The following is a 22,878-nucleotide window of genomic DNA, read 5'->3' on the forward strand; positions in this document are numbered from 1 at the left end:
AAAGGGAGGTGAAGTTCGCCACCTGACACATCGCATAAGGAGGAATGGCGGTCCGTCCCGTCCACCCTTTAGCGCCGACAACAAAAAAGCCGTATCCTCTCAAAAAGGATACAGCCATCACCCGCTGGTCTTTGCCGCGGGAACTGCACCCTCCCAAGCGCGAGGAGGTCTCGTGTGCGCCATACGCAGGCAGGTATTCTGACTTAGGCGTTCAAACGCGCTCCCCGCCTTCCCAGAGCTTCCGCTCCAGTGGCCGATTGGGGAGCACTTCGCCAATACAGCAACGGCTTTGCGCGGGATTCTCACCCGACTTCCCTTTTGAGCTCATCAAAGCACCTGCGTACCACTTATGATTCAGTTGTCAGCTTGGCTTATGTTTATTATACCGTTCCTTCCCTCCCCTTGTCAAGGGGAGGACGTACTTCTCCCCGAAAATGAGAATAGCCCCCGCCGCAAATCTGCGACGGGGGCTGTTGCAGTCAGTTACTGCCAGTCGGCGGGGAACACGGTGTAAGCGTACTTGGCATAGTCGGGGGTGCTGAAGTGGATGTGGCTGCCCTTGGGGATGTAGATCACATCTCCGGCGTCGCCGCCTACCACACGCCCATCGATCTTGATCTCCAGGCGGCCTTCCAGCACGATATCCCACTCGTCGTAGGTCAGGGTCCACTCAAAGTCGGCCCCGTCAGAGAGCTCCATGATGCCGCAGCCCATACGGGGGGCCTCCTCCAGGGTGGCCACGTCCTTGAGCTTGACGTCATTGCGGCCCTCAAAGGGCTCCAGCTTCACAGTGGAGGTCTTCACGCCGATGATACCGCTGGGGTCCACCTGCTTCTGGAAGCCGCACTTGTTGGAGGCGGCTGCCGTCTCAGAGATGACCTTCTCTACGATGCTGCGGATGAGTTCTTCACTTACGTTCATAGCGATTCCTTCCCTTTCCGCGCTGTCCGTCAGTCAAACTTCACGTTCTCGATCTTAGACAGCAGCTTGGGCGCCAGGATATTGGCCACGATGATAGCAGTGACACCGGCCACCAGCTTGCCAACGATCACGGGGAAGATCATGTCGGGGTTGTTGCCGGCAGTGAAGCCCAGGTGATCGCCGAACACAAAGGCGGCGGACACGGAGAAGGCCACGTTCAGCAGCTTGCCCTTGGGGTTCATCTCGCCCATGATGTTGAACATGGCGATGTTGTTGGCCAGGTTGGCCACCATACCGGCGGAGCCCTGCTCGTTCATGCCAAGGGCGGCGCCAACCTTCTCCAGAGCCTTGCCGAAGGTGCGGGTGATCCACTCCACCATGGGGAAGGCGCCGATGAGGACGATGGCGATCTGACCGCAGGTCAGCAGGCCGCTGTCCAGGCCGCGGGAGCCGTCGGCGGGGTTCTCGACCATGATGTGGAACACGGGGAACATGATGCCGGTGATCTGCTCAAAGACAGCAATGGCGGTGAGGGCGGTGATGACGATGGTCACACCGGCGCCAAACACATTGAAGCCCTTAATCATGGGGCCGGGGGCGAACCACAGGCCGATGACGATCAGCGCAGCGATGATGATAACGGGGATCAGGTTCTGGATGATGGTGATAAAGCTCAGGTGATACTCAGGGGCCAGGGTATTCATCATCAGGCCGCCCACGATACAACCGATGGGCACGGTAATCAGACCGGCCAGAACACCGGCGCCCAGGTAGCCGCGGTCTTCCTTCTTGATGATGCCCAGAGCCACGGGGATGGTGAACACGATGGTGGGGCCCATCATGGTGCCCAGGATCAGGCCGGCGAAGTTACCGATGGCGATGTCGTCACCGGCCAGCTGCATGGCCAGAGGATAGCCGCCCATGTCGCAGGCCAGCAAAGTGGTGGAGAACATGGCGGGGCTGGCGCCGAAGATGCCGTAGACGGGCTTCAGGATGGGGCCCAGCAGCATGGACAGCACGGGGGCGGCAGCCACGACGCCGGCCATGGACATGGCCAGACCGCCCATGGCGTTGAAGCCGTCCTCGAACTTCTCACCGTAGCCCAGCTTGTTTCCGCGGATCTTGTCGATGGCGCCCACCAGCATGAAGATCATCATGATGAGCATGATGACAGAGTTGATGGAAATGCCGGAGATCCACGCAGAGATACTTTCGGTAAATACGCTGGGATCGGCAGCAGCAATCAGTTCACTAAAATCCATAGTTACGCTCCTTCTCTTCTCGGAATGGGTCCGCTCCCATTGGGGAGCTTTCTGTCAGCTCTGCTTTACAGCAGAGACTGGAACAGCTTGGGGGAGGGACGCGGGATGACGGTGGTGCCCACCAGGAGCTCCGCTTCCCGCTCCGCGGCCGCCACAGCCGCACGGACCGCGCCCACGTCGCCGGTCAGGGTCACATAGCCCTTGCCGCCGATGGCGTATCCAATGCGCACCTCAATGAGGGTAATGTTGGCCGCTTTTGCCGCCACATCGGCGGCGATGATGGCGGAGGCCACGGAGTAAAACTCCAGAACGCCCACGGCGCCCGGCTTCTCCACCTGGGTAGTCATGCTGATGGCCTGGATGACCTGGGGATGGACGTTGGGGAGGGTCAGCGTGTCCACCACGCACTCGCCGCCCCGCTTGATCCCCTCGGCCATGGCGGCCTTCACATCGCCGGTGTCGCCGGCGATGAGGACCATGTACTTACCCGGGCAGACGGTGGAGGATCGGATGAGGTCCACCTGAGCCGCCTTCACCATGTAGTCGCAGGTCTCAATGCCCCGCGCGATGCTGTTGAGTTCTACCATGCCGATGGCAAGTCTGCTGGCGTTTCCCATGCTTCTCACTCCTTCCGGCTGCTGATGCGGGCGCCCTTGTCGGTGACCTCCACCACCACGCCGGAGAGACTGGCGTGGATGTTGGCAGAGAGCCCCTCGGCGGCCTCGGCCAGGACTTCGCCCCGCTCCACATAGTCGCCCACCGCCTTTACCATATTGGCGGGCTTACCGATGTGCTGAGAGAAGGGGATGAAGACCTCGCTGGGGGTCAGCTCCCGGCACTCATGGGCGTGGAGCCCATAGTATTTGGAGAGACCCAGCCGGGCCACCAGGCGGTCCGTGGGGGTATGGCGCTGGTCCACAAAGGACCGGGCCTCAGGTTCCATATTCCGGGGGACCTGGATGCCCCGGGCGCGGAGCTGGCCTTTGATATACTGGTTCACCTTCCTGGGTGAGAGGCCCATGGGGCAGGCAAACATTTCACAGATACCGCAGTCACAGCAGTTGGCCGCGTCGCCGAAGCAGCGCTCATACTCCTCGTTGTCCTCCATCCCCGGCTCACGCCAGAAGTTCCGCATCACCAGATTGGGGCGGATCTGATGGCCGATGAGGTACCGGGGACACAGGTCGGTGCACATCCGGCATTGGATGCAGGCGCTGCGGGTCTGATGCCGGATGGACTCCAGAGGCAGAGTCGCCCGCTGGAACAGATAGTGGTCCTTGGGCAGCACGATGATGTTGCCGGTGGTCTTGGTCACCACGGCGGCGTCAATGTCCGCCTGGCTCAAGAGCACCTTGCCCATCATGGGGCCGCCCAGGATCAGGGCATAGTCGCTGATGGTGGGCTCCGCCGCCTTGACACACTCGGTGATGGCGGTGCCCACAGGGACGTGGAGCAGAATGGGCTCCTTCACCTCGCCCACCACCGACAGGAACTTATCCACCACGGGACGGCCCTGGATGGCGTCGAAGATATTGAGCAGCGTGCCCACGTTGTCCACCACACAGCCCACGTCCAGAGGCAGGCCCCGCTCCGGCACTGACCGGCCGGTGACCTGCTGGACCATGGTCTGCTCATCGCCGGCGGGATAGAAGGTCCCCATCTCGAAGATCTCGACGGGGGCGTCCGCCAGCTTGATCGCGTCGGACAGGGCCGCGATCTCAGCCTTGTACTTTCCTTTGAGCGCGATGACCGCCCGCTTGGCCTCCAGATGGGCGGCCACTGCCACTACCGCGGCGATGATCTGGGGCGCGTAGGCGCGGCACAGATACTTATCCGTCTCGATGAGGGGCTCGCACTCAGCGGCGTTGACCACAAAGCATTCGGCCTTGGCGTTGAGCTTGACATGGGTGGGAAACCCAGCGCCGCCAGCGCCCACGATACCGGATGCCTTGACAACTTCGGTCAGATTCATGCTTTCACCGCCTTAATTCCCTTGCCGTGGGCCGCCCGGTGAGGCGGCTCCGGCTGTTACTCCAAAACGCTGGGATCGATCTCCTGGTCATCCACGATGCCAACAACGGTCGCGTCCACGGGGACAGACATGTCCCCGGCAGCACTCCGGGCCGAGCTCCCGCCGACGATCAACACCGTCTCCCCCACGCCGGCGCCGATGATGTCGGCTGCCACAATGGGGGTTTTGTCCTTGGAGCCGTCCAGGATATTGATGGGCTGCACGATGAGCAGCTTATACCCGGCCAGCTTCTCCTCTTTGCGGGTGGCCCAGATGTTGCCGATGACCTTTGCCACTTTCATATGTTGTCCCCCTGTTCGACGCGGGACGGCGGAAGGGGATGGTCCCCCTCCGCGGTCCGGCCGCGTTTAGTCTTCGTCTCGGACGATGGTCATGCCCCGATCCTTGGCGGCGTCCTTGGCCAGCGCGGTGATGATGGTCCGCTCACCGATATGGACCTCGGTGACGCCCTCCATGTTGGCCTCGATGAGGTCCTTCTCGGTCAGCACCCGCTTTTCGATGCGCACCGCCTTGGACTCACAACTGACCACCGGCGCAGGCGCAGCGCACACAGGCGCGGCACACGCGGGAGCCGCCGCCGGTACGGGCGCAGGCGCCTCGCTGCCCAGGATGACCTGCTCCAGGCCGGCCTGGGCGCAGATCACCACGCCGGAGGCCACCAGCAGGTCCAGCTTCTGCTGCATCATGTTGTAGTAGGCGGCGGGCGCCGTCTCCTTATACCGATACAGCTCCACCTCTTCGGTGGGGACATAGACCTTTTTACCTGAGAGGATGGCTTTGGAGGCAAGGCGGGTATACGCGGTGTCGCAGGCTCCGGAGGCCAGGGCCGCCATGGCGTCACAGCTCAGGCCAAAGAGCACGACCGCCTCATAAGCGTCCAGATCCACTTCATAGTGGTGCATCAGGGCGCAGTCGGTCTGATAGCGGGCCTTCAGGGCTTCGCTCTCCAGACACGCGTGGCAGTCGGTGCCGTGGTCCTGGGTCAGGATCAGCAGTCCCGGCTTTCCGCCGCAGTCGGCGCACCCGGCGCAGTTGCCTTCCGCTTCAGAGATCTTCTCTGCCACACGGCGGAGGATCTCATCCACGATGGCGTTATGATCCATGCCTTCCCCTCCTTTCTAAATCATTCATTGGGTCTTTGCTCAGATCTCGCAGTTCATCGCGATGCCGGCAGGCGTCACCAGAAACGGATTGGCCGGCTTGATGGTACGGATGCCGGTCTCCTTCTCAAAGATGCCCTCGATGCCGGTAAGACAGCAGGTGCCGCCGCACAGGTAAATGGTGTCGGTGTGCGCCTTGTCGATATACCGGTTGACGATGGAGGCCATCTTCTCCACCACCGCCTTCACCACCGGCAGGATCTCCTTGTGACGGGAGTAGTCCTGCTTGATGGCCTCGGCCTCCTGGAAGGAAACATGGAAGTTTCCCGCCAGGACCAGGGTGAGATGGGTGCCTCCGGTGGGCTCATCCTCGATCTGGACCACCTTGCCGCCCTTCAGGATGGCAAGGCCGGTGGTACCGCCGCCGATGTCCACCACCACGCCGTCCTCGATCTCATAGATGGAGTTGGCGGCGGTGGGCTCATCCAGAACACTGGTGACTTCAAAGCCGGCGCCCTCGGCCACATACTGGTGGGTCTTCGCGCTGGACTCGGTACCGGCGGGCATGGCGATGGCACAGTTCACCAGCTCCGTGTCCAGCCGCTCCTCCAGCTTGGCCTTGAGCTCCTTGACGATGCGCAGCGCCCCGGAATAGTCCACCACTACGCCGTCCCGCAGGACCTGCGCCGCCTGCTTTTCACAGGCGATGGGATTGTTTTCCTCATCCAGGACGACCATGACGATATAGGCCGTGCCCAGGTCCAGGCCCACCTTCAGCTTGCTGCTGACGGGCTTGAAGGTCTTGGTTTCCGATTCCTCCACGCGGGCCATATAGGCGTTGACGCGGTCCAGATCCATCATGTGTTCGGCGCTCCTTTGTCAAGTTAGTTTCCGTTTTGATATTGTCCAGACAGATACCGGCACATCAGAATGTGCATGGCGCTGGACATGCGGTTGAGCTCTTCGATGATATCGCTGCGGGTATACTTCGCGCCGGTGTGGAAGGCGTCAGCCGCCGCCACTTCCGTTTCGCGCACCGAGGTGCGCAGCTGGTTGAGCAGCGCGAAGTCCCGGCCCATGGTGTAATCGGGCAGGACCATGGCCTTGACGCCGAAGAACCGCTGGGGGTCATGGGACTGCTCCCGCAGCTCGGCATGGGTGAGCCCGATGATGGTATCCATCTGGAAGGGCTCATCCAGCACGTCACAGCGCATCATTTCCCGCAGGATTTTCAGGATGTCGTCCAAGTCGTCAATGAGGGCCTGGCTCCCACCCCGCTCATGGATATCCACCTGGGCCAGAACCACCGCGCTCTGGAGCGAATCCAGCTTGCCCCGGAACAGGATCCGGGGGTGATTCTTGACCACCAGCACGTTCCCCACCAGGTGGGTCATGTGCTCAGGCTTCTCCATATAGAAGGCGCCGGTCTCATAGTCCACGAACTTGGGCTTTACAGGCGCCGGCGCGGGTGCGGGTGCGGGCGCTGCCATGGTCACCTCGGGCATGGGCGGCACCTCTGTGGCGACAACTCTGGGCGTGGTCTGCTGTCCCTCCTTGACGATTTTGATCTTGCGGGACTGCAAATATTCCCGGGCCGCCGGGGTGAGGATCTTGCCGGCCGGCACGACGTAGCATTCGGGCTCTGATGCCCGCAGCTCGCACCGGAGCGCGTCCTCCGTGATACATTTCAAGCGCTTCACCCCCTCCGTCGGTAGGTTTGATACGGCTTATGCCGCTCTTACTTCTCCAGGCTGGGGAGGATGAACTCCACTTCCTCGTGGGGACGGGGGATCACATGGACGCTCACCAGCTCGCCCACGCGCTCAGCGGCGGCGGCGCCGGCGTCGGTGGCGGCCTTGACAGCGCCCACGTCGCCGCGGACCATGACGGTCACCAGACCGCCGCCCACATGGACCTTGCCGATGAGGGTGACGTTGGCGGCCTTGACCATGGCGTCGGCGGCCTCGACAGAGGCGACGAGACCCTTGGTCTCGATCATACCAAGTGCTTGCATACTAGCCATATTCATACACTCCTATACCCATCCGGGCAGAGCGGCGGTCAGGGGACCGGACGGCTCAGGCCGCCCGGCCCCCGCTCCACCGCAGGGGATGGGGAAAATGGTTACTGCTTATCCAGACTGGGGAGAATGAACTCCACTTCCTCGTGGGGACGGGGGATCACATGGACGCTCACCAGCTCGCCCACGCGCTCAGCAGCAGCGGCGCCGGCGTCGGTGGCGGCCTTGACGGCGCCCACGTCGCCGCGGACCATGACGGTCACCAGACCGCCGCCCACATGGACCTTGCCGATGAGGGTGACGTTGGCGGCCTTGACCATGGCATCGGCGGCCTCAACGGAGGCGACGAGACCCTTGGTCTCGATCATGCCAAGTGCTTGCATTGTAGCCATAAATAGTTCCTCCTAAAAATCAGTCTTACAGATCCTTGAGCCGGGCCATGATCTTCCGGACAATGTCCTCCACATCGGCTTCGCACACATCGCTGCTGCGGATGCGGCAGATTCCGTCGGAGCAGTCGGGAAGATCAGCGCGGATCTCATCCAGCTCTCTGAGCCCGTAAGCGATCTTGCGGGTGTTGAGCAGCTGCATGGGGCCCACGTTCTCGCTGGTGGCGGAGCCGCCCACAGCGCCGCAGCCCAGGGTCAGGGAGGGCATCAGTCCGGTGGTACCGCCAATACCGCCCAGGGCGGAGGGGGTGTTCACCATCACGCGGGAGGCAGGCACCCGCTTGGCGAAGTAATCCACCATCGCATCGTCCTTGGTGTGCATGGAGAAGGTATGGCCGGCGCCCTCATAGCGCAGGATGGTGCAGACCTTGTCGCACACGTCCTTGTAATCGGTGCCGGTGAAGAAGGCCAGGATGGGCCCCAGCTTCTCGTTGGAATAGGGGTGCCCGCGGCCCACACCATCCTCGCGGGCCACCAGGACCCGGGCGGTGGCGGGGACATTGTCCAGGCCGGCCAGCTTGGCGATGGTCTCCACGCTGCGGCCCACGATCTCGGGGTTCATGGTGCCGTTGGCACGGAGGATGAACTTGCCCAGCTTCTCCCGCTCCATGTCGTCCAGGAAGTAGGCGCCCTGCTTCTCCATTTCGGCCTTGACGGCGGGGACCATGTCCTCGTCGCAGATGATGGACTGCTCGGAGGCGCAGATGGTACCGTTGTCGAAGGTCTTGGAGTCCAGGATGCGCTTGACTGCCAGGGGCAGGTCGCAGGTCTTCTCCAGGTAGGCGGGGCCGTTGCCCGGGCCAACGCCGATGGCGGGGGTGCCGGAAGAATAGGCCGCCCGGACCATGGCGGAGCCGCCGGTGGCCAGGATCATGGCCACATCGCGGTGGCGCATGAGGTTATCGGTGGCCTCCATGGTGGGGATGGTGATGCAGGACACCAGGTTCTCGTTGCCGCCCGCCTCGGCGATGGCCTGCCGGATGACCTTGACGGTCTCCATGATGCAGCGCAGAGCCGTGGGGTGGGGGGAGAACACGATGGCGTTGCCCGCCTTGATGGCGATTTCCGCCTTGTAGAGGGCGGTGGAGGTGGGGTTGGTAGAGGGGACAAGGCCGGCGATGACGCCCACAGGCACGGCGATGGTGCGGACCTTCTTCTCGTCGTCCCGGTCCAGCTCGCCCACGGTCTTCATGTCCTTGATGTACTCGTAGACGCCCCGGCTGCCGAAGATGTTCTTGATGATCTTATCCTCGACCTTGCCGAAGCCAGTGTCCTCGTGGGCCATCTCGGCCAGACGGCGGGCATTGCGCACACCGGCGTCGGCGATGGCGCGGACGATGTGGTCCACCTGGGACTGGGTCATATTGGCCAGTTCCTTCTGGGCCTCCTTCGCCGCTTCTACCAGCTCACGGACCTCTTGCATAGACAGCAGGTCTTTATCGTAAAGCTGCATTTGATCAACTCTCCTCTTAGGGGATGGTTCCCATATGACATTCCGTCATCTTCTGCGGATCTCAATGCTCCCGAAACGCTCGAATGGCAGCCACAAGCTCCTCTTTTTTCGCAAACCGGATCTCCTTGCGGGTCATGGTGTCCAGTCCCACGCTCCTGGCGACGGAGCGCAGCTTGACCACAGGCATGGCCTCCAGGACTTCGTCTGTGAGCTCAGCGAGGGACAGGCCCTCTGCCTCCTCACCCTTCTCCTCGGGCTTTTCCTCTGCCGGGATCTCAGGCTCCGGCTCGGAGGCTTCCGGGGTCGGGTCGGGAGGGCTCACAGGCTCCGCCGGGGGCTCTTCCGGTTCCTCGGGGGGCTTGGGTGTGGGCGTGACCGGCGCGGGCGTCGTCAGCATACCTTCGAGCTCTTCATGGGGTCTCGGAATGACGTGCACGGACACCAGCTCGCCGACCCGTTCCGCTGCGGCCGCGCCGGCGTCGACAGCCGCCTTGACAGCGCCTACATCGCCGCGGACCATCACGGTCACCAGTCCGCCGCCCACGTGTTCCTTACACGTCAGGGTGACATTAGCCGCTTTTACCATGGCGTCGGCAGCTTCAATGGAAGCCACCAGGCCACGGGTCTCGATCATACCCAAAGCCTTCATTCAATACCTCCAACACGGGCCGGTAAGCGCCGGCCCTCTCTTGTGAACAAATCAGGCGATTGGGCTTATTCGATGGGGTTATCGGCCACGAACTCCACAGCGGCGGCAAAGGCGTCGCAGGCGGACTTACAGGCGGACTGGCTGCCGGTGAGCAGACCGCCACCGAAGTTGGTCTCGCTGGGGGGAGCGTACAGCACGCACAGACGGACGTCGGCCGCCTTCAGAGCGGCATCAACGCCGTACATGGCCTCCAGAGGAGGAGCGATCAGGTAGGCGATGGCCTCGCCCTCCTGGATGCCGCAAGCCTCGGACAGGTAAGAGCCGGTCCGGGAGATGCAGTGGGCGTAGTACACGATGGTGTCGTCCTCATTGGCAGACACAAAGTGGCACACGTTCTCGATCATGTCCACGCAGGCGGCCAGGCCGGCCTTGGCCTCGGCGGGGTTGGGGGCGGCCAGGATGCCGATGATCTCGCCGGCCAGCTTGGTGTTGGCGTTGGCGGCGCCAGCGTAGAAGCTCTTGGCATAAGCCACGCGGCAGTCGGCCTTCTTGGTGGCCTCGTCCAGGGCGGTATAGGTCACATCGTCGCAATCAGAGGTAATCAGGGCCAGGGACTTCTCGCCGGGCTGGAGACCCAGCTCCTTGGCCATATCGGGCGCCACGTTGGGAATGAGCTTGGTGGCCAATACGGATGCTCTTACGGGATCTCTTTTCATGGTAGAAACTCCTCCCTACTCCTTACAGTTTCAGATCAGTGCCGCTGGCCTTCTTCTCCAGCATGATCTTGATGATATCGGCAATGTGCGCACCGGCCTCAGCGGGGATGGTGCCGGCCTTGTGGATGTTGGACACCACGGTGCGGCGGGCCTCAGGCATGCCGACAGTAGCCTTGTAGGCGATGTAGGCAGACATGGACTCGGCGGTAATCAGGCCGGGACGCTCGCCGATGAGGGTGCAGGTGACGTCGGCACCGGTGAGCTCGGAGATCTCGTCCATAACGCCCACGCGGCCGTACTTCACGAAGAAGGGAGTGCCCACGTCGATCTTATAGTTCTGCAGGCCCTGCAGGATGGCGGGGAGCAGATCGGGGATGTTGGCGGCCACGGAAGCGGAGGAGAGACCGTCGGAGACATAAATCTGAACGGTGGGGTTCTTCTTGCACTTCTCCTTGATGGTGGCCGCGGCCTCGGAGCTGAGCTTACGGCCCAGGTCGGGGCGGGTCAGGTAGGTATCCTTGCAGTCACACTGGGTCTGGACGATGAAGAGGTTCTGGCCCTTCACAAACTCCTCGTCCACGTCGTTGAACACGGCGTCCTGAGCGGCGGAGTGGGCGGCCCGGAACTCCAGCTGGGGCAGGGTCTTATAGCGGGCGCCGGCCTTACCGATGCCCAGACGGCAGGGAGCGTTCATCTTCAGCTCGGCATACTCCTCACCGTGCTCAGGATTCTCCACCAGATACTGCTCGCGGATATCCACCTCGGTGATGTCGGCGATGCAGCCGTCCTCAATGTTGGCAGTGGCCTCGCAGGCCTTGGCACAGGCGGCCTCAACGGCGGGAGCGGCGCCGCCGCTCACATTCATTTCGCTGAGCACCTGCTCAATGATTGTTCTCAGATCTTTCTCATCCATTAGATCGCACCTCCTCCCTTATTTCGCCAGGAACACGGAAGCGTCGCCCGCCTTGGGGGTCAGCTTGCCGTTCTCAGAGAAGCCCATCTTCTCCATCCATGCGTCGAACTCCTTGATGGGACGCAGGCCAAAGATCTCACGGAGGGCAGCAGCCTCATGGAAGCCGGTGCACTGATACATCAGCATGCAGTCGTCGCCCTCGGGCACGCCCATGACGTAGTTGCAGCCGGCGGCGACCAGCAGGGTGGCCAGGTTCTCAATGTCGTTCTGGTCGGCCTTCATGTGGTTGGTGTAGCAGGCGTCGCAGCCCATGGAGATACCGGTGAGCTTGCCCATGAAGTGGTCCTCTAGGCCGGCACGGGTGACCTGCTTGGCATCGTACAGATACTCAGGCCCGATGAAGCCGACCACGGTGTTGACCAGGAAGGGATTGAAGTGACGGGCCAGGCCGTAGCAGCGGGCCTCCATGGTCACCTGGTCCCAGCCGTTGTGGGCCTCGGAGGAGAGCTCGGAGCCCTGACCGGTCTCGAAGTAGTTGACGTTGGGTCCGGTGGAGGTGCCCTTGCTGAGCACCATGTCGCGGCCGTCCTGGATCATCTGCACGGTGACGCCGAAGGCTTCGTTGCCCTTCTGGCTGCCGGCGATGGACTGGAACACCATATCCAGAGGAGCGCCGAACTTCTCAGCGGCTTCCACCTGAGTGGTGATGTGGGCCAGCACGGAGCACTGGGTGGGGACTTCCCACTTGTTCTTGAACTCGTTGAGCATCTTCAGCAGACGAGCCACAGACTCCACGGAGTCATCCACGGGGTTGATGCCGATGACGGCGTCGCCGCAGCCCAGGGACAGGCCCTCCATCACGGAGGCGATGACGCCCTTGGGGTCGTCGGTGGTGTGGTTGGGCTGCAGGCGGGAAGAGAAGGTGCCATCCATACCGATGGTGGTGTTGCAGTGGGCCTGCACGCGCATCTTCTTGGCGGCATAGATGAGGTCCATGTTGCTCATGAGCTTACACACGCCGGCCACACACTCGGAGGTCAGGCCGCGGGAAGCGTGACGGATCATCTCGGTGGTGGTCTTCTCGCTGAGGAGCCACTCACGGAACTCGGCCACCGTCATGTTCTTGAACTCGTTGAAGATGGTCTCGTTGATGTCGTCCTGAATGACCCGGGTCACCTCGTCCTCCTCGTAGGGGACGGCGGGGTTGTTCCGCAGATCGTTGAGCGTCAGGTGGGAGAGCACGACCTTAGCGGCCACTCTCTCTTCTGCGGTCTCGGCGGCGATGCCTGCCAGCTTGTCGCCGGATTTTTCCTCATTGGCCTTGGCCATAACCTCGCATACGCTCTTAAACTCGTACACATGGCCAAACAGCTTTGTTTTGAGAATCACGCTACTTCACCTCTCGTACTTTTTAAGAATTGAAAATCAGGGTCTTGATCACTACGGGCACCACATGCCCTTCCGCGACGGGTTCGCCGATGTCCACATAGTCTCCGCTGAGCGTCTTGATGCCGTCGATGCAGATGACGTCTTTCTTGTAGTCCAGCAGGACGTTCACCGCGTTGCCCAGCACCTTGCCGATATCGGCTTCCACCACCAGGATCAAGGGATAACTGCTCTCAATCACCTCCTTTGCTCCGTCGATGATCGCCGCTGCCAGGTCCTGGATCTCTGCAAAGCTGGTGCGCTTTTCCCCGTTGAAGGCAATGGCGATTTGTTCCACCTTGCCCTCAGGCTTATACAGCGGCATCTGGCTGGTGATGGAGGAACGGAACGTCTCCAGCGACGCCTCGTCCTCCTCGGACACCTTGAGGATGGGGATATTCTTGATCGGGAGCCTGCCTTCGGCGTAATGGATCGTGCTCCCGCTCACCTCGGTGGTATGCGTCCCCGCGCCCACCACCGTGGCCCGTATTGTCTCAGCGGCCTGGAAGAGCTGCACGGTCTGGAAGTCCGGATTGGACCGGATCGCCTGACCCAGCAGCACGCCAATGTCGCCGTAACGGAAATAGTCGCCCTCCATCTGCTGATAGACACAGTCGGCAACGCCGCCGGAGAAGGTGATGGCCTTGATCTCCGGCTGGGCGGGGAGGGGCTTGCCGCTGTTGGTGTAGAGTCCCATGTGGTCCTCGTCCATCTTTTTAAGGTGGAGGGACTGTGCCAGCTGATCGGCCATCAGGGCGCAGATCTGGCGGAGCTTCTGTTCCTCCGCCGGGTCACCCACCTGGAGGTCGATGCCGTGGGACTTGGCCAATGCCTGTATTTTGGGGAAGAGATAGGTCACCCGGCCGTGGTCTACCTTGATGAGGCGGCCGCCGATGTCCAGGCAGCACACCCCACGGAGGGTCCCCTTCTCATAGACTGCAATGTTGGTGGTGCCGCCGCCCACGTCCAGGTTGGCGACGGTGGTACGGTCGTCGTGGGAGATCTTGTCGGCGCCGGCGCCCCGGGCGGAGAGGACCGACTCCAAATCAGGTCCGGCGGTGGCGACCACAAAGTCGCCCGCCAGGTCGGAGAGGGCCTCCAGCACCTCGTTGGCGTTTTCCTTCCGCGCCGTCTCACCGGTAATGATTACCGCTCCGGTCCGTACATCCTCCGGCTTCATGCCGGCGGCCTGATATTCATCCCGGACAATCTTTTTCACCGCCTCGGCGTCGATCTCTGTACTGGACTTCAGGGGGGTAAAATAGATGAGGCTGCGGTAAATGACCTCTTTGTCCACGATCTGGATGCGCGGCACAGTGTAGCTGCTGGCCCGGTTCTCAATGGTCAACCTGCTGAAAATGAGCTGTGTCGTGGAGGTGCCGATGTCGATGCCCACGCTGAGGATCACTTCATGCAAGGCGTTCACCCGCTTTCCCTTTCAATCGTTGTTCTTGAAAACAGACAGCCCGAATCCGCAGGGGCATACCTTCCCCTGTGCATCCGGGCTGCGTCGCTCCGTCTTTCCGGCCCGTGTTACGTCACACTGGCCGCGTCCACAATTTGATTTTTGAAATCAAAGGTCACATGGGTCCCGCCCGGTCCCGACTCCACGCTCAGGTTCCCCCGGAGCTTATCCTTCACCATGGTCTGGACGATGGACAGGCCCAGGCGGTCAGTGCGGACGTTCTCCACATCATAGCCGCTGCCGTCGTCGATGACCTCAATGCGGGAATACAGCTCCCCGCGGGTCACTACAATGCGGATCAGTCCGCTCTCCCGATCCTGAAAGGCGTACTGAAGGGAATTTTGCAGCAGCTCGTTGATGATAAGGGCCACCGAAGTGGCGATATCGGAATCTACCTCAAAGTCGTCCCCCTCCAGGGTGATGTTCACGTCGAAGTGGGGGCGGGCGAAGTAGCGGACGGTATTGTTTTTGATATTGAGGATGACCTCACCGATCTTGACCTGATCCACACCGCTCTGGGCCAACAACTCATGGGTCGTGGCAATGGAGAGGATGCGGTTCATGCTCTCGCCCAAAACCTTCCGGGTCTCCTCGTTGTCGGAGCGCCGGACCTGGAGCCGCAGCAGACTGGCGATGGTCTGGAGGTTGTTCTTGACCCGGTGATGCATCTCCTTGATGGCCACCGACTTGAGGATCAGGGCTTTCTCCTGTTCCTTTTTCCATGTGTTGTCCTGAATGACCACAGCAAAGGCCATGTCCTCACTCTCCAACTGAATGCGCTTGATGGAGAGGCTGTGCCGTCCCACCGTGGTTTCAATGACTGAGTAGCCCGACTGGTCGGCGTCATTCACCGGACCCACCAGACGAACGTTTTCATAAAGCTGTCCAAGCGGGTCTTCTATGTACCCCAGCTTCCGGTAGAGGTCCCGGGCCAGGGAATTTCGGAAGGCCACCACCCCCGTCCGGTCTACCATGACGAGGGCCTCATCAATACACTCGGTGAGCCAGTTGTTGCTGCCCACCATGTGGCTCAGGGCGTTTGCGATCTGCTCATAGCTCTGCTCGGAAAAATGGAGCCGCTCACTGACCTGCCGCTGTCCATCCACCCGCTGCTCCCGGATGAGCACGCCGATGACCCGGCTGCCGGCGGCATTTTTGATGGGCTCCACCGACTGGATCGTGCGGCCATTCTCCTGAGTGACCGCTTTCATCTGCTTGGTGGCCACCCCCAGCCGGAAGGTCCGCGCCACAGCGGGCTCGTTCTCCTTCCGGGCCAGCAGGCCCACCACGGTCTTTTTATAGGAAGACGGCACATAGGAGGGCTTGGCCTCTGCCACCACGATGGCGTCCCCATCCCAGGAGAGGCAGTCGATGAAGATATCGGCATCCTCCAGATTGGCTAGGGGCTGGAGCACAGCGCTCATACCCTGGATGGTGGCGATTTCCTCCTCTGTGAGATCTGTATATTTCCGACACAGGTCCCGGATGATGTCCATTTCTCATTGACCCCCGGACTTCATCAGGATGATCTCAGCCACCCGGCGCATAGACAGGTTCTTGGTCTGGCTGAGCTTGCGGATGTAATCGTAGGCGTCTTGCTCGTTCATGCCCTCCTGGGCCATGACCTGACCCTTGGCCTTTTCGATGATGCTGCGGTTCTCCAGCCGTTCGGACACCTTCTGCATGTCCTTGCGGAGCTTTTTCATATCCTTGCTGCGGGCCACCGCCAGCTCAATGCTGGGGATGAGGGACTTCTCATCAATGGGCTTGACCAGATAGCCTGCCACACCGATATCCTTGGCCTGATCCACGAACTCCCGCTCACTGTACGCTGTGAGCATCATCACCGTATCGGCCAGGCCCTCCTCATATACGATCTTCGCGGCGGACAGCCCGTCCAACAGGGGCATTTTGATGTCCATGAGCACCAAATCAGGCCGACACTGCTTACAGACTTCCACGGCGTCAAATCCGTCGGCGGCCTCGCCGACCACCTGATAGCCCTCCTCTGTCAGCAGCTCCTTCAGATCCATTCGGGTGATGGGCTCATCGTCGGCGATGACCACCCGGATCCCATCCTTGCACATCATCTTCTTCCTCCTTGCTCCGCCGGCGTCCGTCCGCCCGCTACAAGTACCCCAGGAACCTCAGCAGCTCGTCGACTCCCTCGCCGCTGACGCTGCTGGTCACGAACATCCGGTCAGCCCCTGCCATACGCAGGTACTTTTTTGCGCGTTCCACCTGCTCAGGCGACGCAATATCACATTTGGTCACCACGCCCACAGCGGGCTTGGCAAACTGGCTGTTGTAGGCCGGCGGGAACATGGTCCCGTCCTCCGTGGCATCCTGGACAAACACGATGACATCCGCATCTGTGGCGGTCACCATCAGGGCGCCCCGAAAATAGCGCCGTTCCAGGTACTCTCCCGGCGTATCGATCATAGTCTGGTTGATGACCTGGACCGTCTGGGTCTTGTGATAGGCCAGATCCTCGTGATTGATCCGCTGGCACAGGGTGGTCTTCCCCGCCGCCGAGCGCCCAATGAGGATGATCCGCTTCTTCCGCTCCTCCATAGACATCCGCCTCAGGTCTTGGTCATGGGAGCGGGGCTGTATCCCATCATGTCACACAGCACCTGCATCACGCTCCGGAGGGCGGCCTCCACTGCGGCCACATCTCCCGTGATGACCAGAGAGCCGTTGAACCGATCCACAAAGCCGATCTCCACCGCCGCAGCCTTGGTGGACACGTCCGCGGCGATCATGGCGGCCTCGCTGGGGGTAATGGTCATGATGCCGATGGCCCCCCGGGCGTCGATCAGGCCCAGTTTTCCATAGAGAGAGTAGTCCGGGCTGGCGATCACATGGCACAGCGTCACCTGCTTGCCGGGGACAAACTCCTGTATGATCCTTTTTTTCTCATCCAATTCGATCACTGTGCTCGCCATCCTTCCCTATCGGCGATGGGTTCGGATAAAAAAGCTCCCTAAGGATCAACCTTTTTCAGCATCAATCCCTGGGAGCTTCATCGCTCGGCTTTTGTACCCGTGTTTCCACTTCATTCCTGTGGCTCTTGGCACTAACGGCGCGCCTTCCGCCACTTTTACACAAAAGCATTCGAACTCGTTCCGACGCTTTTTGTATATTTTATCAGCCAATACCGGCCTTGTCAATGATTTTCTCATCATCCGGGGACATGCCCCCGGTCAGGCATAGCTCATATCGCCAGGCTCCCTCAGGGGAGCTTGCCCAGATAGGCTTTCCGGAATATCTGGAGAATATCCTCCTTGGTGCAGGCTCTGGGGTTGGTGGCGGTGCAGCGGTCAGCCAGAGCGGCCTCCGCCATGGCGTCCAGCTCAGCCTCAAACTCCTCTTTGTTCACCCCGGCAGCCTGGATGCTGGAGGGGATCTTGAACTGCTCCACATATTTCCGGGCGGTGCGGATCAGGTTCAGGGCGCTCTGGCGGACGCTGGAACTCTCCAGGCCCAGGAGGCGGGCGATCTTGGCGTACCGTTTGGCCACCGGCGTCAGGCTCTCCGAGCACCCGGCGTTGAAGCTCATCACATAGGGGAGCAGGATGCCGTTGGCCCGGCCATGGGGGATGTGGAACCGGGCGCCCAGGGCGTGGGCCATACCGTGGTTGAGACCCAGGCCGGAGTTGGAGAAGGCCACGCCGGCCAGGCAGGAGGCGTTGTGCATGCCCTGCCGGGCCTCCATATTATCGGGCTCCCGATAGGCGGTGAGCAGGTGCTTGCGCACCAGCTTGATGGACTTCTCCGCCGCCGCGTCGGAGAAATCGTTGGCGGCGGTGGACACCAGGGCCTCCACCGCGTGGGTGAAGACGTCAATGCCGGTATCGGCGGTGACGGAGGGGGGCACGCTGGCGGTGAGCACCGCGTCCAGAATGGCTGTGTCAGGCAGGAGACTGTCCTCCACCAGAGGATACTTGACCTCCTTCTCCGGGTCGGTGATGACGGCGAAGCGGCTCACCTCGGAGCCGGTGCCGCTGGTGGTGGGGACCGCGATGAACTGGCAGTCCCGCATATCGCAGGCCCTGGCCGCGAAAAAGACAATGGCCTTGGCCGCGTCGATGGGGGAGCCGCCGCCGAAGGCGATGACGGCATCGGGCTTAAAGTCCAGAATGGTCTCCACGCCCTTTGTGACGGTGGCGATGTCCGGGTCGGCCTTCACCTGATCGAAGATCCGGTATTCCGCCCCCACCTGATCCAGCTTGTCGGTGATATAACTCACCTTGCCGCTGGAGGCCATAAAGCCATCCGTGACGATGAAGACCTTATGCAGTCCGGGGGCAATGGTCTCCAGGCCGCCGCCCATCATGATCCTGGTCCGTACGCTGAAGGAGTTCATAGTTTTTCTCGCTCCCTTCCACTGTTCCGGCATCCGGCCGGACTGAAAATAAAAGGCGCCCTGAACGCAGAATGGCCTTCCCGTTCAGGACGCTCCCTCGCATCCATAAAAACTGTAACCCATTTTTCATCTGCTGCCTCGCAGACGGACCCAGTTACAGCATAAATTGTACGACGAAGATGACTTTTTGTCAAGTTTTTTCTCCCAAGCCTCTTTTTCTTTTGTGGCATGTGCAAAAAACGATTTGACAAGGGTGGAAAAGACTGCGATAATATAGCGTGTCAAAGCAGGTGCGCGAAGGCCGTCCAGCCGGCCTTCGGCCAGAAACAGGACCGGCCTTGCCCCCTTGATCGGGTCGCAGGGTTTGGTTTTTGTCCTCTTTTCCCCAAATTCGCATCGTTCAAAGGAGTGTATCCATGGAGATCAGGTTCGTTCTTCCCTCCGAACGGGACCAGCTCGCCCGCAATGTGGTGAGCGCCTTCCCGTCCAAGACCCCAGCGTCTTTGCTTCGGAACATGGAAAGCGAGCTGTACCAGCCGGACGAGGGACGCTACCTCGGCTGTTTTGACGATGATGGGACCCTGGTGGGTTCCATTCTGATGATGGATTTCACCCTCAACGTCAGAGGTGTGATGATGCCCATGGGGGCGGCGGCCTATGTGTCCACCAACTTCCTGCGGAAGAAGGAGCACACGGCTATGACCATGCTCCGCGTTCTCATGGGGTATTACCAGAAACTAGGTACAGCCATCGGCTGTCTGCACCCCTTCATGCCCTCTTTCTATCGAAAGATGGGCTACGGGTACTGCAACGAGAGCATCCTTTACCAACCAAAACCCGGCATGATCCGTTCCTTCGGGGACAAGTCCGGTCTCTCCTTCGCCGGCCCCGGCGACCAGGAGGAGATCCTGGCCTTTTACCGCGCCTGGGCCGAGAGGACCAACGGCGCCACGGTCCACCACTACATGGACCCCCACCGCATCTTCGACATGCCCTATGTGGTCGTCTGCCGCCGGGAGGGCCGGATCACCGGTTACCTCACCTTTGAGTTTGTAGACGTGGACCACTACACGGACATGTACCACGACCTGATGGTCCGGGAGATGATTTACGAAGACGTGGACACCCTCAAGCAGTTCATGACCTTCTTCGCCTCCCAGACAGATCAGATCGAGCGGGTGCGCATCCTCTCCCCCGACGAGTACCTTCACGTCATGTTCAAAAACCCCGACACCGGCGAGAACCGGGCCCATGACGGCTGCATCCACGAAATTGGCCGCAAGACCATGGGCTACATGGTCCGCATCTTTGACGTGAAGCAGTACTTCGCCGTGCAGACCCACTGCGAGTCGCCGGTCTCCCGGCCCTTCACCCTGGCCCTTCAGGTCCGGGACACCTTCCTCTCCCACAACAACGGCACCTTCCTCCTGAAGGTGGAGGGGGACCGGGTGGCCCTGGTGGACGAGGGGACGGCGGACGTCACCCTCTCCGCCCCCATCGCCGACCTCTCCTCCCTGGTGATGGGCGCCATCCCGCTGAAGGAATTTCTGGCCTACGACCGCATGCAGCTCACCGACCCCAGCTATGCCGACGACATCCAGAAGGCCATCAGCTGGAGCGTCAAACCCAAGAACTACACGTATTTCTGAGCCGGAGGTGTGTCCATGAACGTGCGCATCACCAAGGCGGACGAGAGCTGCCTGGGGGCCTGCCATGAGGTCTTTCTGGACAGTCCCCTCTACGACCGCTACTTCTCCCAGGAGGGGCGGCTGGACAAACAGCTCTCCACCGCCATCAGCCGGGGCGAGCTGTGGGTGGCCCTCACCAACCAGGACGAGGTGGCCGGGTGCATGTGGGTGGAGCCTGACGGCTTCTTCGGCGCCTTCCCCTACCTGTCCCTGCTGGGCGTGAAGAAGTCCTTCCGGGGCATGGGGATCGGCCATGTGCTGCTGGAGACCTTCATCGGCGTCTCCCGCTCCCTGGGCTACAAGAAGTGCTCCCTGCTGGTGAGTCACTTCAACCCCAGGGCCAAGAACCTCTACCAGTCCCTGGGCTTCAAAAAGGTGGGCTATGTGCCCGACTGCATTCTCCCCGGCATCCATGAGAACATCATGGTCAAGGACCTGTAAACGCAAAAAGTCCCGGCTCCACGGAGCCGGGACTTTTTATTTCCTCTCCTGTTTTTCCGACCCAGCAGTCAGCCGTACAGCCCGCTGGTATTTGGACTCGGCGGCAGGGCGCAGCTCGGGAAGGCGCAGGACGGAGACCGCCCGCTCCAAATCGGCCTGGGCGCCGGACAGGACCTCCAGCTCCACCTGCCGCTCCCGTTGGGTCCGGCCAGTGTCCGGGTCCCGGTAGGTCACATCGTCAAAGGCCAGCTCGAACCGCCCGCCCCCCGTCCGGGAGACCTCGTAGGTCCGGCGGCGGTTGACCACCACCGCCGTGGGGAGCAGCCGCTCCAGGTCCACCCCCGGCAGATTGTCCCGCAGAAAGGGCATGGGCTCGGCCTCCCGGCCCAGGACCAGCTCCTCCTCCCGCCGGAGGAACCTCCCCTCCCCGCTGCGGAGCATAGCCTTGACGCAGAGGAGGTTCTTTTTCCCCTTCTCCCGTAGGCGCAGGGAGCCGCCCCCCTTGAGGATATCCCCCTCCGGGGTATCGAAATAGGTGTCCCGCTGGGGCTTTTCCTCCAGGAAGGTCACTTGGTAGCCCGCCCGGCTCAGCCGGGAGAGCAGCTGGGTCTGGACCGCCCAGGGCCGCGGGGAATCCACCACATATTTCTGCTCCAGCTCGGCGCCCATGCGCTCACCTCGTCAAAAACGCGGCCAGGGCCACATTATATTCCGGCAGGCCGTCCTTGGCCCACAGCAGCTCCAGCCCCAGCTGATCCCTGGCCAGGCCCGTGAGGTCGAAGCCGAAGGCGGAAAAGGAGTACCGCAGCCGCTCCGGACGCCGGCAGACCCGGCCCATCACCCGGCTGCACTTCTCACACTGTTCACAGCGGCCCGCCGCCACCGTATAGGAGCCGGGCACCATCTGTTCCAGATTGAGCAGCACCTCCAGCAGGGCCTTTTTCACCACGCCGTAGCTGGCGCTGCGGACCGCATCCGCCGCCTTGGGCGAGGCGAGGGCGGCTGCGCGCTGTTCGTCGCCGTAGAGCACCTTCACCCCGATGAGATGGACGGTGCGGTACTCCCCCAGAAGCTCCGCCGCCGCCGGGACCTCCGGCGGACAGGACCAGTTCATATTGTGGTCCGGGCAGTGGAGGCAGGCATCCCGGAACAGATCCGGAAAGCAGTAGTGGTCCAGCCACTCCTGCACCGGCATGGACTTCACCCGCACCTCTGTGGTATACATGTCCTCACGTCCTCTCTGTGCCCGCCCCGATTGGGGATGGTCTTTTTACCATCATAGCATCTCCCGGTCTTCTTGGCAAGGGAAAGAAATTTTGCTTCCTTTTTCCGTTTGGACCGATGGGGTTCCACTCCATCATTTTCACCAGATCCCATGCGCAGCCGATACGCAAGGCCCAAAAGGGCCAAAGGCAGCTTCGGCCTCTCTTCATGCGTTGAAAGAAGCACGAAAGTATTGTAAAATAAGTCAAATACAGAATTTCAATTTTTCTGGCAAGCCAATCATAGCAAACATAGACATTGGTGAAAGAGGTGATTATGATGAGCAGTCAAGAGAAAATAGCACTTTTATTTATACATGGTATTCTTGGAACCACAAGTCATTTTGAGCCTTTTTTATCGTTTGTTCCTCCAAATTGGGAAATATGCAATTTATCATTAAAAGGTCATGGAGGAAGTGTAAAGGATTTTTCGCAAGCTTCCATGGCTGAATGGAAACAGCAAGTAAAGAATGCCCTTGAAAAACTATTGGATACCAATTCCAAAGTCATTATTGTCGCTCATTCTATGGGAACACTGTTTGCGATACAGGAAGCGATAGAAAAACCGGTAGATGAACTATTCCTTCTAAATGTTCCGTTAAAAGTACGAGTTACTTTCCGTTTATTTAGAACATCATGGCGCGTCTTTACAGGAAATATGAAACCTGATGATAAGTGGTCTATTGCAGCACAAAATGCGTATGGCATAGAAA

Annotated in this window: 25 protein-coding genes, 1 pseudogene and 1 riboswitch; of the genes and pseudogenes, 3 read left to right on the plus strand and 23 right to left on the minus strand. The window is 60.8% G+C overall.

Going from position 1 to position 22,878, the window contains the following annotated elements; genetic code table 11:
* Positions 1–170 precede the first annotated feature (170 nt).
* A riboswitch (cobalamin riboswitch) is annotated at positions 171–355 on the minus strand.
* 128 nt (positions 356–483) lie between these two features.
* The 21 genes and pseudogenes from Q0Y09_RS04635 to Q0Y09_RS04735 all read right to left on the minus strand — a co-directional run bounded on the left by Q0Y09_RS04635 (position 484) and on the right by Q0Y09_RS04735 (position 18,774).
* On the minus strand, positions 484–921 hold the full coding sequence (locus Q0Y09_RS04635; RefSeq protein ID WP_297718326.1) for a cupin domain-containing protein: 438 nt from the start codon (positions 919–921) through the stop codon (positions 484–486).
* Between the two features lie 29 nt (positions 922–950).
* Positions 951–2,183, minus strand: a complete 1,233-nt coding sequence (locus tag Q0Y09_RS04640; RefSeq protein WP_297718329.1) for an ethanolamine utilization protein EutH — start codon at positions 2,181–2,183, stop codon at positions 951–953.
* A 65-nt stretch (positions 2,184–2,248) separates the two neighbouring features.
* The gene (locus Q0Y09_RS04645) at positions 2,249–2,800 is read right to left on the minus strand and encodes a BMC domain-containing protein (protein WP_130849390.1); all 552 of its coding nucleotides are present in this window, start codon (positions 2,798–2,800) and stop codon (positions 2,249–2,251) included.
* A gap of 5 nt (positions 2,801–2,805) precedes the next feature.
* Positions 2,806–4,155, minus strand: a complete 1,350-nt coding sequence (locus Q0Y09_RS04650; protein WP_297718333.1) for a 4Fe-4S dicluster domain-containing protein — start codon at positions 4,153–4,155, stop codon at positions 2,806–2,808.
* 56 nt (positions 4,156–4,211) lie between these two features.
* Positions 4,212–4,496, minus strand: a complete 285-nt coding sequence (locus Q0Y09_RS04655) for a EutN/CcmL family microcompartment protein (RefSeq protein ID WP_297718336.1) — start codon at positions 4,494–4,496, stop codon at positions 4,212–4,214.
* A gap of 66 nt (positions 4,497–4,562) precedes the next feature.
* Complete coding sequence (locus Q0Y09_RS04660; protein ID WP_297718339.1) at positions 4,563–5,318, minus strand: hypothetical protein; 756 nt, start codon at positions 5,316–5,318, stop codon at positions 4,563–4,565.
* A gap of 39 nt (positions 5,319–5,357) precedes the next feature.
* Positions 5,358–6,176 carry an ethanolamine utilization protein EutJ gene (gene eutJ / locus Q0Y09_RS04665; protein ID WP_297718341.1) on the minus strand — a complete coding sequence of 273 codons (819 nt, stop codon included), beginning with the start codon at positions 6,174–6,176 and terminating at the stop codon, positions 5,358–5,360.
* 23 nt (positions 6,177–6,199) lie between these two features.
* On the minus strand, positions 6,200–7,015 hold the full coding sequence (locus Q0Y09_RS04670; RefSeq protein WP_297718344.1) for an ATP-binding protein: 816 nt from the start codon (positions 7,013–7,015) through the stop codon (positions 6,200–6,202).
* A gap of 38 nt (positions 7,016–7,053) precedes the next feature.
* The gene (gene eutM / locus Q0Y09_RS04675; RefSeq protein ID WP_297718346.1) at positions 7,054–7,338 is read right to left on the minus strand and encodes an ethanolamine utilization microcompartment protein EutM; all 285 of its coding nucleotides are present in this window, start codon (positions 7,336–7,338) and stop codon (positions 7,054–7,056) included.
* Between the two features lie 101 nt (positions 7,339–7,439).
* On the minus strand, positions 7,440–7,727 hold the full coding sequence (gene eutM / locus Q0Y09_RS04680) for an ethanolamine utilization microcompartment protein EutM (protein ID WP_297718349.1): 288 nt from the start codon (positions 7,725–7,727) through the stop codon (positions 7,440–7,442).
* A 25-nt stretch (positions 7,728–7,752) separates the two neighbouring features.
* The gene (locus tag Q0Y09_RS04685; RefSeq protein ID WP_297718353.1) at positions 7,753–9,237 is read right to left on the minus strand and encodes an acetaldehyde dehydrogenase (acetylating); all 1,485 of its coding nucleotides are present in this window, start codon (positions 9,235–9,237) and stop codon (positions 7,753–7,755) included.
* A gap of 391 nt (positions 9,238–9,628) precedes the next feature.
* Positions 9,629–9,886 (minus strand): annotated as a pseudogene (locus Q0Y09_RS13240) (BMC domain-containing protein); the annotation flags it as partial.
* Positions 9,887–9,951: 65 nt separating this feature from the next.
* On the minus strand, positions 9,952–10,602 hold the full coding sequence (gene eutL, locus Q0Y09_RS04695) for an ethanolamine utilization microcompartment protein EutL (protein ID WP_297718358.1): 651 nt from the start codon (positions 10,600–10,602) through the stop codon (positions 9,952–9,954).
* Positions 10,603–10,624: 22 nt separating this feature from the next.
* On the minus strand, positions 10,625–11,515 hold the full coding sequence (eutC, locus tag Q0Y09_RS04700) for an ethanolamine ammonia-lyase subunit EutC (protein ID WP_297718361.1): 891 nt from the start codon (positions 11,513–11,515) through the stop codon (positions 10,625–10,627).
* Between the two features lie 18 nt (positions 11,516–11,533).
* Complete coding sequence (locus Q0Y09_RS04705; protein ID WP_297718364.1) at positions 11,534–12,904, minus strand: ethanolamine ammonia-lyase subunit EutB; 1,371 nt, start codon at positions 12,902–12,904, stop codon at positions 11,534–11,536.
* Between the two features lie 22 nt (positions 12,905–12,926).
* A complete protein-coding gene (eutA, locus tag Q0Y09_RS04710) occupies positions 12,927–14,357 on the minus strand; it encodes an ethanolamine ammonia-lyase reactivating factor EutA (protein ID WP_297718367.1) in 1,431 nt (476 codons plus the stop codon).
* Positions 14,358–14,473: 116 nt separating this feature from the next.
* Positions 14,474–15,901 carry a sensor histidine kinase gene (locus Q0Y09_RS04715; RefSeq protein WP_297718370.1) on the minus strand — a complete coding sequence of 476 codons (1,428 nt, stop codon included), beginning with the start codon at positions 15,899–15,901 and terminating at the stop codon, positions 14,474–14,476.
* A gap of 3 nt (positions 15,902–15,904) precedes the next feature.
* Positions 15,905–16,492: a response regulator gene (locus Q0Y09_RS04720; protein ID WP_297718390.1), complete on the minus strand. Its 588-nt coding sequence runs from the start codon at positions 16,490–16,492 to the stop codon at positions 15,905–15,907.
* 40 nt (positions 16,493–16,532) lie between these two features.
* The gene (locus tag Q0Y09_RS04725) at positions 16,533–16,979 is read right to left on the minus strand and encodes a EutP/PduV family microcompartment system protein (RefSeq protein ID WP_297718372.1); all 447 of its coding nucleotides are present in this window, start codon (positions 16,977–16,979) and stop codon (positions 16,533–16,535) included.
* Between the two features lie 11 nt (positions 16,980–16,990).
* Positions 16,991–17,341, minus strand: coding sequence for an ethanolamine utilization microcompartment protein EutS (gene eutS / locus Q0Y09_RS04730; protein ID WP_367184348.1), 351 nt, complete (start codon positions 17,339–17,341; stop codon positions 16,991–16,993).
* A gap of 299 nt (positions 17,342–17,640) precedes the next feature.
* Complete coding sequence (locus tag Q0Y09_RS04735; RefSeq protein ID WP_297718375.1) at positions 17,641–18,774, minus strand: 1-propanol dehydrogenase PduQ; 1,134 nt, start codon at positions 18,772–18,774, stop codon at positions 17,641–17,643.
* A 416-nt stretch (positions 18,775–19,190) separates the two neighbouring features.
* Between Q0Y09_RS04735 and eis the strand changes: the two genes are divergently transcribed.
* Positions 19,191–20,423 (plus strand): enhanced intracellular survival protein Eis, encoded by a 1,233-nt coding sequence (eis, locus tag Q0Y09_RS04740; protein ID WP_297718377.1) that lies wholly within the window; start codon positions 19,191–19,193, stop codon positions 20,421–20,423.
* 15 nt (positions 20,424–20,438) lie between these two features.
* Positions 20,439–20,903 carry a GNAT family N-acetyltransferase gene (locus tag Q0Y09_RS04745; protein ID WP_297718380.1) on the plus strand — a complete coding sequence of 155 codons (465 nt, stop codon included), beginning with the start codon at positions 20,439–20,441 and terminating at the stop codon, positions 20,901–20,903.
* A gap of 36 nt (positions 20,904–20,939) precedes the next feature.
* Here Q0Y09_RS04745 and Q0Y09_RS04750 read toward each other — a convergent pair whose 3' ends face one another.
* Together Q0Y09_RS04750 and Q0Y09_RS04755 are read right to left on the minus strand one after the other, a co-directional pair.
* A complete protein-coding gene (locus Q0Y09_RS04750) occupies positions 20,940–21,572 on the minus strand; it encodes a CYTH domain-containing protein (RefSeq protein WP_297718383.1) in 633 nt (210 codons plus the stop codon).
* A 4-nt stretch (positions 21,573–21,576) separates the two neighbouring features.
* Positions 21,577–22,128 (minus strand): DUF2284 domain-containing protein, encoded by a 552-nt coding sequence (locus Q0Y09_RS04755; RefSeq protein ID WP_297718385.1) that lies wholly within the window; start codon positions 22,126–22,128, stop codon positions 21,577–21,579.
* Positions 22,129–22,445: 317 nt separating this feature from the next.
* On the opposite strand from Q0Y09_RS04755, the gene Q0Y09_RS04760 reads away from it, so the two are divergent.
* Positions 22,446–22,878, plus strand: a 433-nt coding sequence (locus tag Q0Y09_RS04760; protein WP_297718388.1) for an alpha/beta fold hydrolase, incomplete at its 3' end; no start/stop codon positions are given.

The sequence above is a fragment of the Intestinimonas sp. genome (assembly GCF_026169115.1).
Classification (GTDB): domain Bacteria; phylum Bacillota; class Clostridia; order Oscillospirales; family Oscillospiraceae; genus Intestinimonas.